The organism is Buchnera aphidicola (Nurudea shiraii) (assembly GCA_039829955.1).
GTDB lineage: Bacteria > Pseudomonadota > Gammaproteobacteria > Enterobacterales > Enterobacteriaceae > Buchnera_B > Buchnera_B aphidicola_AY.
Genome location: CP140035.1, coordinates 551,744 through 564,692 on the forward strand (window position 1 = coordinate 551,744; position 12,949 = coordinate 564,692).

12 protein-coding genes, 2 tRNA genes and 1 pseudogene are annotated in these 12,949 nt (G+C 24.0%); 6 read left to right on the plus strand and 9 right to left on the minus strand.

Annotation, left to right across the window (positions count from 1 at the left end):
* Window positions 1-29: 29 nt before the first annotated feature.
* A complete protein-coding gene (gene leuC, locus U0T63_02545) occupies window positions 30-1,430 on the minus strand; it encodes a 3-isopropylmalate dehydratase large subunit (GenBank protein ID XBC39201.1) in 1,401 nt (466 codons plus the stop codon).
* Window positions 1,427-2,527: a 3-isopropylmalate dehydrogenase gene (gene leuB, locus U0T63_02550; GenBank protein XBC39202.1), complete on the minus strand. Its 1,101-nt coding sequence runs from the start codon at window positions 2,525-2,527 to the stop codon at window positions 1,427-1,429. The genes leuC and leuB overlap by 4 nt, the downstream gene beginning before the upstream one ends.
* A gap of 874 nt (window positions 2,528-3,401) precedes the next feature.
* Here leuB and hemW point away from each other — a divergent pair.
* From hemW to murI, 4 genes and pseudogenes are all read left to right on the plus strand, one after another.
* Window positions 3,402-4,536, plus strand: a pseudogene (gene hemW, locus U0T63_02555) (radical SAM family heme chaperone HemW).
* A 241-nt stretch (window positions 4,537-4,777) separates the two neighbouring features.
* The gene (mutY, locus tag U0T63_02560) at window positions 4,778-5,809 is read left to right on the plus strand and encodes an A/G-specific adenine glycosylase (protein ID XBC39203.1); all 1,032 of its coding nucleotides are present in this window, start codon (window positions 4,778-4,780) and stop codon (window positions 5,807-5,809) included.
* Between the two features lie 26 nt (window positions 5,810-5,835).
* Entirely contained in the window at window positions 5,836-6,081 is a 246-nt protein-coding gene (locus U0T63_02565; GenBank protein ID XBC39204.1) for an oxidative damage protection protein, read from the plus strand.
* A 76-nt stretch (window positions 6,082-6,157) separates the two neighbouring features.
* A complete protein-coding gene (murI, locus tag U0T63_02570) occupies window positions 6,158-6,973 on the plus strand; it encodes a glutamate racemase (protein XBC39205.1) in 816 nt (271 codons plus the stop codon).
* An 85-nt stretch (window positions 6,974-7,058) separates the two neighbouring features.
* Here murI and sbcB read toward each other — a convergent pair whose 3' ends face one another.
* Together sbcB and U0T63_02580 are read right to left on the minus strand one after the other, a co-directional pair.
* Window positions 7,059-8,474, minus strand: coding sequence for an exodeoxyribonuclease I (gene sbcB, locus U0T63_02575; GenBank protein XBC39206.1), 1,416 nt, complete (start codon window positions 8,472-8,474; stop codon window positions 7,059-7,061).
* Window positions 8,475-8,576: 102 nt separating this feature from the next.
* Window positions 8,577-8,649 (minus strand) — tRNA-Asn (locus U0T63_02580).
* 115 nt (window positions 8,650-8,764) lie between these two features.
* On the opposite strand from U0T63_02580, the gene U0T63_02585 reads away from it, so the two are divergent.
* Together U0T63_02585 and pyrE are read left to right on the plus strand one after the other, a co-directional pair.
* A tRNA-Ile gene (locus U0T63_02585) sits at window positions 8,765-8,837 on the plus strand.
* A 49-nt stretch (window positions 8,838-8,886) separates the two neighbouring features.
* On the plus strand, window positions 8,887-9,534 hold the full coding sequence (pyrE, locus tag U0T63_02590) for an orotate phosphoribosyltransferase (GenBank protein XBC39207.1): 648 nt from the start codon (window positions 8,887-8,889) through the stop codon (window positions 9,532-9,534).
* A 42-nt stretch (window positions 9,535-9,576) separates the two neighbouring features.
* On the opposite strand, the gene dut is transcribed toward pyrE, so the two are convergent.
* From dut to U0T63_02615, 5 genes are all read right to left on the minus strand, one after another.
* Complete coding sequence (gene dut, locus U0T63_02595) at window positions 9,577-10,041, minus strand: dUTP diphosphatase (protein ID XBC39208.1); 465 nt, start codon at window positions 10,039-10,041, stop codon at window positions 9,577-9,579.
* A 152-nt stretch (window positions 10,042-10,193) separates the two neighbouring features.
* Window positions 10,194-10,658: a 50S ribosomal protein L9 gene (gene rplI / locus U0T63_02600; GenBank protein XBC39209.1), complete on the minus strand. Its 465-nt coding sequence runs from the start codon at window positions 10,656-10,658 to the stop codon at window positions 10,194-10,196.
* 40 nt (window positions 10,659-10,698) lie between these two features.
* Window positions 10,699-10,926 (minus strand): 30S ribosomal protein S18, encoded by a 228-nt coding sequence (gene rpsR / locus U0T63_02605; protein XBC39508.1) that lies wholly within the window; start codon window positions 10,924-10,926, stop codon window positions 10,699-10,701.
* A 54-nt stretch (window positions 10,927-10,980) separates the two neighbouring features.
* Window positions 10,981-11,313, minus strand: a complete 333-nt coding sequence (rpsF, locus tag U0T63_02610) for a 30S ribosomal protein S6 (protein ID XBC39210.1) — start codon at window positions 11,311-11,313, stop codon at window positions 10,981-10,983.
* A 290-nt stretch (window positions 11,314-11,603) separates the two neighbouring features.
* Window positions 11,604-12,899 (minus strand): adenylosuccinate synthase, encoded by a 1,296-nt coding sequence (locus tag U0T63_02615; GenBank protein XBC39211.1) that lies wholly within the window; start codon window positions 12,897-12,899, stop codon window positions 11,604-11,606.
* Window positions 12,900-12,949: the final 50 nt, after the last annotated feature.

Consider the following 12,949-nt stretch of genomic DNA (forward strand, 5'->3'; position numbering starts at 1 on the left):
AAATATAATATTTATAAAATTTTTCTGTTCTATATTAAACTTCTAACATCCACAAAACGACCAAAAATTGCTGCTGCAGCTGCCATCATAGGACTAACTAAATGAGTTCTACCACCTCTTCCTTGACGTCCTTCAAAATTTCTATTACTAGTAGAAGCACAACGTTCCTTATTATTTAAATGATCTCCATTCATAGCCAAACACATAGAGCAACCAGGATAACGCCATTCAAACCCGGAGCGAAGAAAAATTTTATCTAATCCTTCTTTTTCTGCTTGTATCTTTACCAAACCAGATCCAGGAACAATAATTGCCTGTACAGTTTTAGCTACACGTCTATGCTCTACTATTTTTGCTATACTACGTAAATCTTCTATTCTAGAATTAGTACAAGATCCAATAAAAACTTTATCAATAAGTACATCTTTTAAAAACATTCCAGGTTCCAGTCCCATATATTCTAATGATTTTTCTGCAGTGTCTTTTTCTAGAAAGTTATCATAAGAATCAAGATATGGAATTTTCTCGTCAATAGATATTACTTGACTAGGATTAGTTCCCCAAGTAACCTGAGGTAAAATAGTAGATACATCTAATATAAATTTTTTGTTAAACACTACTCCTATATCAGAATGCAAAGAATTCCAATATAATAATGCATTTTCCCAATCTGTTTCTTTAGGAGAATATTTTTTATATTTTAAATACTTAAAAGTAATTACATCCGGAGCAATAATTCCAGATTTAGCACCCATTTCAATAACCATATTACACATAGTCATTCTACTTTCCATACTTAAATACGAAATAGTATTTCCAGAAAACTCTATCACATATCCAGTACCACCAGATACACCTAATTTTCGAATTATAAATAAAATTATATCTTTTGCTGTTGTTCCATAACTTATTTTACCATTTATTTCTATATTCATACTTTTAAATCGATTTTGCTTTAATGTTTGTGTAGATAACACATGTTCTACTTCTGATGTACCAATACCTAATGACAATGTTCCAAAAGCTCCATGGGTAGAAGTATGAGAATCTCCACATACTATCAACATTCCAGGTAAAATCATACCTTGTTCAGGACTCACAACATGAACTATTCCTTGATTTAAATTATCTATTCCAAATAACTTAATATTAAATTCTTCACAATTTTTCTGTAATACATCCATTTGCTTTCTAGCTAATCTAGTAGCACAATTCATGTCTCTACTCACTGTCGGAACATTATGATCCATAGTAGCAAAAGTTTTTTTAGGCTGTCTTAACGTTCTATTTTTCAAACGTATTTCATGAAAAGCTTGAGGAGAAGTAACTTCATGAATTAAATGCAAATCTACATACAAAATTGGAGATTGATTATTTTCTTCACACACTACATGCGAATCAAACAATTTCTGATAGAGTGTCTTTTTCATTTTATTTCTCTGTGAGATAATAATTTAGAGATAATGTCACCCATTTCTCTAGTACTAATAAAATGACAATTATTACTTGATATATCTCTCGTTCTATAACCTAAATTTAAAACCTCGAAAATCACTGAATCAATAATATTCGCTATTGTATCTAATTTAAAACTATATCTTACTAACATACTTATAGAGAGAATTAAAGAAATAGGATTAGCTATATTTTTCCCTTGAATATCAGGAGCTGAACCACCTGATGGCTCATATAATCCAAACCTTTTCTCATTTATACTAGCAGATGGCAATAATCCTATAGATCCTGAAATCATTGCGCATGCGTCAGAAATTATATCCCCGAACAAATTAGAACATAATAATACATCAAAACTTTTTGGATCTTTAATAATTTGCATAACAGCATTATCAATATATAAATGAGATAATTTTACCTCTGGATAATCTATAGCTATACTATTTACTGTTTCTCTCCATAAAATAGAAGTATCTAATACATTAGCTTTATCTATTGAAGTAAGTTTACATTTTCTACTTAATGCCAATTTAAATGCCATGCGAGCAATTCTCTCAATTTCAAACTGATAATATATTTCAGTGTCAAACGAATACTTTTTTAAATCCTTATATTGAGTACCTCTAGGAGTTCCGAAATAAATACCCCCTATCAATTCACGCACACATAAAATATTAAATCCTCCTCTAACGATTTGAAAACGAAGTGGCGATAACTTTTCTAATCCAGGATATAACTGAGAAGGCCTTAAATTCGCAAATAAATTAAAATATTTCCTCAAAGGAAGTAAAGAAGCTCTTTCAGGTTGTAAATGAAGAGGTAGTTTACTCCATTTTGGACCTCCTACTGCCCCAAATAAAATAGCATCAGAATTTCTACATCCTTCTAATGTATTTTTAGGCAATGCCATGCCATGTCTATCTATCGCAATCCCTCCAATATCATATTCCTTCGTTTTAATATTTAAACCAAATTTTTTTCGAAGAACATTTAAAATTTTATATCCTTCCTGCATTATTTCAGGTCCAATACCATCACCTGGTAAAATAGAAATTTTATACTTTTGATTCATATACAGTTCAAATTCCTTTCTTTAAAATATTAAAATTTTTGTACATTAGATAACAAACTTTTTTAAAATACATAAAAAATTATTGTTTTAATAAAAATAATTAACTTAAAAACTTTATTAACTGAAATTTAAATATACTGACTTTCAATCAAACATCTGTAATCAATGAAAAAACAACACATATCTCAATACTTATCTCTAAAAACTACGAGAAATTGTTATTTTAAAAATAATATCTTTTAAATAAATTTTCAATTGTATTAATTAATCATTAATAAATATTATTACTATATAATATTTTTATTTTCTATTAAAATAGAATATTTAAAAAAACAATTTCAAAAAATAAAAACAATCATACTCTCGAGAACACGATTTCTAAAATATTATACAAAAAACTTTTCTTAATTTTATACTTTAAAAATAACTACTCGAATGTTTGAATAAAAATCATTATTGTAATAAAAATAAAAAATCTAATTTATTAATATGAATGAATATCGAAATGTTTTATAAAATTTAACACTAATGACTTTGAAAATTTAATCAAAACATATTTAAATTTCTATTCATATAAAAATAAAAATTCTGTAAAAACATATTAATTATTATAACTATATGAAATTAAGCAATCACATATGATAATATATCTTTTTCATACAATAACAAAACTTAAAATTTTTCATAAATGTTATTGCAATAAGAATTAATTCTAATGTAAAATTTAATTTCATTTTCACAAATATATTAGAAATAGTATCTCATATTTTCAATACAATTTTATCTTTTAAATTCTGCATTTAAAATATAAAAAATTCTATTGTTTAATTTTTAATATATTTTAGTGAATTACAAATATATATATTTTATACAAATGTCAAACTTACCTCCATTAAGTCTATATATACATATTCCTTGGTGCACTAGAATATGTCCCTATTGCAATTTTAATGTATTTAAAAAAAAGCAAAATATTCAAGAAAAAAAATATATAGAACACCTTTTAAAAGATTTTAAAAACGATATCTTATTATCTTCAAACAGAAAGATTAAAACAATTTTTATAGGAGGGGGGACTCCTAGTTTGTTAAGTAAAAAATCTATTAAATACTTATTAGATTCCATAAGAGAAATAACATTTATTTCTAAATTTTCTGAAATTACTATTGAATCTAATTCTACAATATCAGAAATTAAAAAATTTTTAGATTATAAAAAACTTGGAATAAACCGATTTTCTATAGGAATGCAAACTTTTAACAAAAAACAATTAAAAATATTAAAAAAAGATCCAAATAATAAAACAATACTTAATACTATAAAAAATTTCAAAAATTTTAAAATAAATAACATAAATCTCGAATTAATGTATGGTCTACCTCAACAAACTTTAAAAACAGCTTTATTAGATCTAACATCTATTATTCAATTAAATTCACAACATATTTCTTGGTATCCTCTATATCTTGAACCTCATACCCCATTTTATTCAAATAAAATAATGTTACCTAACCATGACATTTTATGGGATATATACGTACAAGGAGAAAAAATGCTAAAACAAGCAGGATACAAAAAATATGCAATATCTTCTTATTCAAAAAAAAAAATATAATTGCCGTCATAATTTAAATTATTGGAGATTTGGAGATTATATTGGAATTGGTTGTGGAGCTCATGGAAAAATAACACAACAAAACGGAGACATAATAAGAACCATAAAAGAAAACAATCCAAAATACTTCATTCAAGGAAAATACATAAACAAAAAATATGTGGTTTCAAAAAACGTAATACCATATGAATTTTTTTCAAATCGTTTTAGATTATATGAACCAACTTTAAGAACCCACTTTGAAAAATATACAAACATTCAAGAATGTACAATTCAAAATAAAATTAAAAAATCTATTTCAAAAAAATATTTAATACAAACAAGAAAACATTGGAAAACTACGAAAAAAGGAAAATTGTTCTTAGATTTTCTTTTAGAAGTGTTTTTGAAATAAAATCATATAAATTATAATAATAATTTAAAAAAATTAAAGTAAAAGATATTAAAATTTATTATTGTAAAATTCGAAACATATAAATAACTTTGATTATATAAAATATGTAAATATAGTTATACATGAATTTAAACATGAATAATACATAAATATTTGAAATATAATATTAATATATTAACCTATATATTAATATTAAAAAACTTTAACAACTAAAATATACAATATTAATATTGAGAAAAATATGTTATTTTCCCAATTAGTTTTAAACTGGTACCACCAAAATGGTAGAAAGAGTTTACCTTGGAAAAAAGATAAAAACCCATATAAAGTCTGGATATCAGAAATTATGTTACAACAAACACAAGTAAAAACTGTGATTCCATATTACAAAAAATTTATAAAAAAATTTCCTAATGTTAATATACTAGCACATACTACTATCAATCACATACTTAATGCATGGAGTGGATTAGGATATTACAATAGAGCTCACAACATTTATCGTACTGCAAATATTATTGTAAAAAACTATCAAGGAAAATTTCCAGACAATTTAATTGACATTATTAAATTACCGGGAATAGGACGTACTACAGCAGGAGCTATTTTATCATTTGGATTCAATTTATATGCCTGTATTCTTGAATGTAATATAAAAAGGCTTTTATTAAGATATTTTAACTTACATAATTATAATACAAAACATATTGATAAAAAATTATGGTCTATTATAAATCTATTAACACCTATACATAAAACAAGTCAATTTAATCAAGCTATAATGGATATAGGAGCTTTAATTTGTTTAAAATCTTTACCTAAATGTTATATTTGTCCTATAAACAAAACATGTTTATTTTTTATTCAAAAACAAAAAATTGAAAAATTTATATATACACCAAAAAAACAAAAAAAAACTGAAAACATCTTTTTATTAATTATACAATACAAAAATTTAATGTTTTTATGTAAAAGTAGTATAAACAAGATATGGAAAGGATTATATTGTTTTCCAACATTTTACAATCAATTAGAAATATTAAAATGGATAAAAGAAAATAACATTAAAATAAAAAGTCAAAAAATGTTTGAAAAATTTATATATAAAATTTCCCATATACATTTTTTTTGTACCCCTATAAAAATAAAAATAACAAATTCATATTTTATAAATGAAATTAAACAGAGCATGTGGCTTAATGTTTTAAAACCTCAATGTGTAGGATTATCAACTCTTACAAAAAAAGTTATAAAAATATGTCTTATTACTTAAAATTAACTAGAAGGCTTGAATACAAAATGGAAAAAAAAATTTTTTGTCGTTTTCTTAAAAAATATACGTTAAGCCTAGATAATCCTCCATATCCAGGGAAAATAGGCCAGAAAATTTATGAAAATATTTCAAAATTAGCATGGAAACAATGGATTATTCAGCAAACTAAAATAATTAATGAAAAAAAACTAAATATGTTAAATCATCAAGATCGAAAAAATTTAGAGAAATATATGATAAACTTTCTTTTTTTGAAAAAAACTAAAAAATAGTAACATTATATATTCAAAATTTTACTAAAACTAAAATAAAAATAATTATTATTTAAAATAAATATTATATAAAATTATGAATTTTACATATAACTACTCACAAAAAAAACAATATAACGTCCTAATATTTGATTCAGGTTTAGGAGGTTTGTCTATTTATAAAAAAATGCAACACCGTTTTCCTAACATAAATTACATTTACGTGTTTGACAACGAATGTTTTCCATACGGAAATAAAGAAATATCCTTTATTTTTGAAAGATGTTCGAAAATAATTGAACTAGTATCTAAAAAAATACATATTTCTACAATGATATTAGCATGCAATACAATTAGTGTAACTAGTTTAATGTCATTAAAAAAAACTTTTAACTTTCCTATAATTGGAATTACTCCAGATATAAAAAAATCTATAAAAATAACTCGAACTAAAACTATTGGATTATTAGCAACCAAAGTTACTATTCACCATGATAGCATTCAAAAAAAAATTGCATCATTACTACCTGAAATTATTATAAAAACATTATATAATAATAATTTAGTAAAATTAGCAGAAAAAAAAATAAAATATAATTTTGTTAATAAAAAAGAAATAAGTAATATAATGAAACCATGGTATTCAAAAACAAATAATGTTGATACAATCATACTAGGTTGTACTCACTTTAACTTTCTAAAATATGAAATCCAACAACTGTTCTCTAAAAAAATTTGTATACTTAATTCCAATATAAAAATATCAAAAAAATTTTTTAATATCTTAAAAAATAATTACATTAAAAAAAATAAAAACATTGTATTTTTTTCAAAGTTTGAAAAAAATCATATATATATATTAAATTTGTTTAAAACATACAAATTCTCAAAATTTAAAAAACTAAATATTTAAAAAAATATATTTACATTTTAATAAATCTAATTCCAGTTAATATTTTAAAATATTTTAAAATACTATGATTTAACAAAACTACTAATTAAAAAAACTTTTTAAATATATTTATATATCTTAATAAATCTTTTAAAAGTAGTATATTTTTAAAATCATTATAATTCAATTTCAATAAATATATAATTTTTTTGGTATATTTATTAATACTATCTTGATTTATTTTTTTATTGCAATATTGAATCCAAAAAATTCTTTCTGTATGATTTAACATATGAGAAAAATTTCTAGCTATACACCGTTTCAATAAAGATCTTACTTTACTACTAGAAATAAATAAATTTCTATTAAATACATTTTCCTTAAGAAATGCTCGTATAATTTTAATTACTTTTTTTTCTGAACTACTAAAAAAATTATCATAAATTTGTAAATCTATATCATTTTTTTTAGAAAAAACAAAGCAACTATTAATAAATTGTATTTTTTTCTTTAAAAAATGATTACTACGTATTAATGATAAATTTTTGTTACATACTAAATAATTTATTCCTAATTTTAACATTCTTTTTGAACTAATAACATTTGTAGGTGCTAACATCGGACATCGATTCATATAGACAAACACAATTCCATATTCAAAAAGTTTTTTATAATTTAACATCTCAGTTGTAATATTTAAAAAATATGCCAAAAATTTTTTAAAACTTTTCGTTAAATCAAATCCAATTAATATATTTTGATTATAAAAATTCCATGAAATTGGAGCAATTACACTAATGTTTTTCCTTTCAGATCCGAAAAACCTAGAAATATATATCAAAGGCTTAATATTATAAATATCAACTATTTTTAATAATTCTTGTTTTTTACGATATTTAAAAAAGTAATTAAACAACCTAGGTTGCTTATTTTTCAACAATTTCGCTACTTCAAGAGTAGCTTGAACGTCACTAATAGCACTATGCGCATGACTATGATCAATATTATTAAATTTTGATATATTAGATAATTTGAAACTAGGAACTTTTAAATTTTTCTTAAAAGGCCAATTTATACCATTAGGCCGTAATACATAACAAGCTCGTAATACGTCTAACATATCCCATCTAGAATTGTTATTTTTCCAACTCCATTCATAAGGATCGATGAAATTACGATAAAAAATATTTCTCGTGATTTCATCGTCAAAATGAATATTATTGTAACCAACAATACATGTATTAGGTTTGGAAAATTGTTCATAAATTTTACTGGAAAATTCAAACTCATTTGTACCATATTTTCTTGTATAATTTGGAGAAATTCCAGTAATCAATATAGATTCAGGATTTGGAAGATAATCTACAGGAGGATAACAAAAAAATTCTAAGGGTATATCGACAATATTAAAATTTATATCAGTACGAATACAAGCAAACTGAGCTGGTTTATCTAATACTGTATCAATTCCAAAAGTTTCATAATCATAAAATAGAAAAGTGAAATTATCTAAATTAAACATTATATTTTTATTTATAAATACATGTTATAAAAATTTAAAAAATTTAAAACTGTAAAATGTTTACATTTACTTAAATAAATATTTTAAAATCATGAAATTTTTCTCCTCCGACTGGACTCGAACCAGTGACATACGGATTAACAGTCCGCTGTTCTACCAACTGAACTACAGAGGAATAAAAATTCTATCAAAAAAAGTTTTTATTGTCAAGAAATTAAAATTTAAAAAATATATGTTTTTAACTAAAATATATGTATAATATAAAAAGTTGCAATATTGAAACTTCTTAGGGCTCCTTAGCTCAGTGGTAAGAGCAGGCGACTCATAATCGCTTGGCCGCTGGTTCGAATCCAGCAGGAGCCAATTTATATAATTAATTTTATTATAAACCATTCTAAAACTAAAATATAAAATGAAAAACTGGAAACAAAAATTTATTCAATTTTGCTTTGAAAGAAACATATTAAAATTCGGAAAATTCAGATTAAAATCGGGCGAAAAAAGCTCGTTTTTTTTTAATTTTAGTTTTTTTAATACAGGATGTGATCTTGAAAAACTAGGATTTTTCTATGCTAAAACAATCATTAAAAATAACATTGATTGCAACACTTTATTCGGAATAGCATATAAAGGCATTCCTATTGTTATATCATCTATCATAGCATTAAAAAAATATTTTAATATTAATATTACTTATTGTTTTTCTAGAAAAGAAACAAAAAATTATGGAGAACATGGAAAATTTATTGGATGTGACTTATCAAAAAAAAATATCCTTATACTAGATGATGTAATTACATCAGGAACATCTATACAAAATACAATACAAACAATCGAATCTTATACACCACTATCCAATAACTTGATATCAGGTATATTAGTAGCTTTAGATAGACGAAAAAACAAAAATTTAAATTTGTTCTTTTTAAAAAAACAATATAATTTAAAAATAATTTCTATAATAAAAATACAAGATATCATAAATTACGTAAAAAATAACAAAACATTATTTTGTTATTTAAACCATATAGAAAAAATGAATTGCGAGATTATGAAATAAAAAATTTTTATAAAACTTTATATTAAAATCATAATTTTGAAATTAATCTAATCCAGAATGACCAAATCCTTTCCCTTTTCTTTCAGTATTGTTAACAGTAAAATCTTTCACAAAATGAAAATTAGGCCTAATAATTGGAATAAAAACTATTTGAGCTATTCTCATACCTACAGTTATCATAAAAACTTTGTTACTTCTATTCCACATAGATAACATAATTTGACCATTAAAGTCAGAATCAATCAATCCTATTAAATTTCCAAGAACAATTCCATTTTTATGACCTAAACCTGATCTAGGTAAAATTAAAGCAGAAATAAACGGATCTTTTATATGTATAGCTATTCCAGTAGGAACTAAAATAGTATTATTAGGTAATAAACTCTTGTTTTCACTAATACAAGCTCTCAAATCTAACCCAGAAGATCCTGGGGTTGCATAATTTGGAAAAAAGAACTTAGATTTTATATTTGAATCTAAAACTTTAATTTCAATATTAAAATTCATTTTACACCTTATTATTTTAAATATATTTAATATTTAAAACTACGCTAATCAAATATCAAACTTAATATACTAAGACAATAAAAAATTTAAAATTACAAAAATTTATAAAAAACATTTTATTTCTTAGTATAAAATACCACGGTTAAAATCGTTTACACCTTCTCTTTAGATACAATATTTATCTCAACAATTGTTTCAACATCGTGATGCGGTTTAAAAACTACATCATATTTGCCAATTTTTCGAAAAACTCCATTAGGAAGATATATTTCTTTTTTATTAATCTTTATTCCACTTAACTTAGATAACAATTTAGAAACATCACGTGGCCCTACAGAACCAAATAACTTTCCTTCTTTTCTAGTTTTTGAATATATTACTATCGGTTGAGAAATAACTTTAATTTTTTTAATACGCAATTGAGCTAAAGATAATTTGTCTAATAACTTTTGTTCAAACTCTATTTTTTTTTGCAATACTAATTTAACATTAAGTTTAGTAGCTATCATTGCTTGTTTTCTGGGAATTAAAAAATTACGTGCATATCCTGACTTAACATGTATTATGTCACCTAGATTTCCTAAATTTTCTACTTTTTCCAAAAGAATAATTTGCATTAATAAAAACCTACCCTACTTATATTTAAATGATAACATTTCATTGCTGCTGATCCGTATACGGTATCAAAGAAAGATAACGAGCACGTTTTATAGCTCGAGCTAATTGACGTTGATACTTAGCTCTAGTACCTGTAATTCTACTTGGAACTATCTTTCCATTTTCTGTAATATAACTTTTTAATATAAAAATATCTTTATAATCTATTTCTTTAACTTTGTCAGAAGTAAATCTACAAAATTTCCTGCGACGAAAATAACGCATTATAAAATATCCTTTACTTTTTATTTTGTAATCAAATAATTTTCACCACTCATTGGACTATTTAACTTCTTCTCGAGAACGTAATATTGGAGATATCTCTGTTACTGGACTCTTAACACATATAATAATATTTCTAATTATAAAATCACTAAATCTAAATTTGTCAGATAATTCTTTAATTAAACTTGGATATACTTCAACATTCATTAATACATAATGCGCTTTATGTAACTTTTGAATAGCATAAGCTAGCTGACGTTTACCCCAATCTTCTAACCTATGAATTTTCCCTTGATTATTTATAATTATTTTTTTGTATTGTTCAATAATATTATGACATTGTTCGCTATGATCGGGATGAATAAGAAATACTATTTCATAATGTCTCATAAAATTTCCTTATTATATCTCATTCCTATAAATATCATCACATTTGTATAATATCAAATAGAATAAAAATTCTTAAAATAAATAATATACATTAATAAAGAAAATTGTTCAATACTAGAAAAAATTTTATTTAAAATGAAATGAAAAAACAAAATTTAAAATGCCTTTACAACGCATATATCATTATAATTTTAACTATATCTAAAATATTAATATTTAAGAATACCTTCTTAAAATTTTATAACACTCAAAGCTAGAAATAAAAATTTTGTTATTTCTAGCTTTGAGTATTATAAATTTCTAATAATTATATCATTTCTATGAGGACCAGTAGATATCATACTAATAGGAACATCTAATATTTCCTCAATTCGTAAAATAAATTTTTTTGCAAAATAAGGCAACTTTTCAAAACAAGTAATTTCTAAAGTTGTATCCTTCCAGCCTGGCATTATTTCATAAATAGGAATAACTTCATTCCAATCTTTTTTACAACAAGGAATGTCCTTACATTTAATACCACTATTTTTATTTCGGTAACCTATACAAATTTTTATTTTTTCTAAACTATCTAATATATCTATTTTAGTTAAGCACAACTTTGAAAAAAAATTAATCTCTATGGACTTTTTAAGTAATACAGTATCCAACCATCCAATACGGCGTTTTCTTCCTGTAGTAGAACCAAATTCATTACCTTTTTTACAAAAATAAGAATCTAATTTACCAAATACTTCTGTTGGAAAAGGACCATTACCAACTCTAGTAGAATATGATTTAACTACTCCAATAATATCTCTGATACTGTCTAATCTTGCACCAGTACCCGTGAAAATATTCCCAGACACACTATTTGAAGAAGTAACATACGGATACATTCCATGATCTACATCTAACATACTTCCTTGAGCTCCTTCAAATATAACTGACTTATTGTCGTGCTGAGACTGCATTAAAATTTTAGAAACGTTACGAGATATACTAATAAGATAATCTTTTGTTAAAAAAATTTCATCTATGATAGAATTATAATTCACACCTTTAGCATGATAAAAATTTTCTAACTGATAATTATAATAATCAATATTATCTTTCAACTTATCAGAAAAATACGACCAATCTCGTAAGTCACATATCCTCAATCCTCTTCTTGCTATTTTATCTTCATAAGCAGGACCAATGCCTTGCTTAGTGGTACCAATAGCATTTTGACCTAACTTGTTCTCTCGAGCTAAATCCATAGAAATATGATAACTGAATACTAAATGAGCTAATTCTGATACAATAATTCGATTGCGAACATTATAATGAAATCTTTCTAACATATTGATTTCATTCATAAGATGAACAGGAGATAATACCACACCATTAGCTATTAAAGCTACAATGTTATCATGTAAAATTCCAGAGGGCAAAATATGTAAAACAATTTTATTTCCATTAATAACTAGCGTATGTCCAGCATTATGTCCTCCTTGATATCGCACAACATAATCTACATTTTTAGTCAAGAAGTCTACAATTTTTCCTTTTCCTTCATCTCCCCATTGCGCACCCAATATAGCTATATTTTTTTTATTATTCAAAATTTTCTCACTTGTTTTCTATATCAGTATAGATATCATTAAAATTACAT

Excerpts from the sequence above, each read along its gene's own strand:
- leuB (XBC39202.1), bottom strand. The coding sequence starts at position 2,527 with ATGAATCAAAAGTATAAAATTTCTATTTTACCAGGTGATGGTATTGGA.
- rplI (XBC39209.1), bottom strand. The coding sequence starts at position 10,658 with ATGCAAATTATTCTTTTGGAAAAAGTAGAAAATTTAGGAAATCTAGGT.
- U0T63_02565 (XBC39204.1), top strand. The coding sequence starts at position 5,836 with ATGGAAAAAAAAATTTTTTGTCGTTTTCTTAAAAAATATACGTTAAGC.
- sbcB (XBC39206.1), bottom strand. The coding sequence starts at position 8,474 with ATGTTTAATTTAGATAATTTCACTTTTCTATTTTATGATTATGAAACT.
- dut (XBC39208.1), bottom strand. The coding sequence starts at position 10,041 with ATGAATTTTAATATTGAAATTAAAGTTTTAGATTCAAATATAAAATCT.
- mutY (XBC39203.1), top strand. The coding sequence starts at position 4,778 with ATGTTATTTTCCCAATTAGTTTTAAACTGGTACCACCAAAATGGTAGA.
- rpsF (XBC39210.1), bottom strand. The coding sequence starts at position 11,313 with ATGAGACATTATGAAATAGTATTTCTTATTCATCCCGATCATAGCGAA.
- murI (XBC39205.1), top strand. The coding sequence starts at position 6,158 with ATGAATTTTACATATAACTACTCACAAAAAAAACAATATAACGTCCTA.
- pyrE (XBC39207.1), top strand. The coding sequence starts at position 8,887 with ATGAAAAACTGGAAACAAAAATTTATTCAATTTTGCTTTGAAAGAAAC.
- leuC (XBC39201.1), bottom strand. The coding sequence starts at position 1,430 with ATGAAAAAGACACTCTATCAGAAATTGTTTGATTCGCATGTAGTGTGT.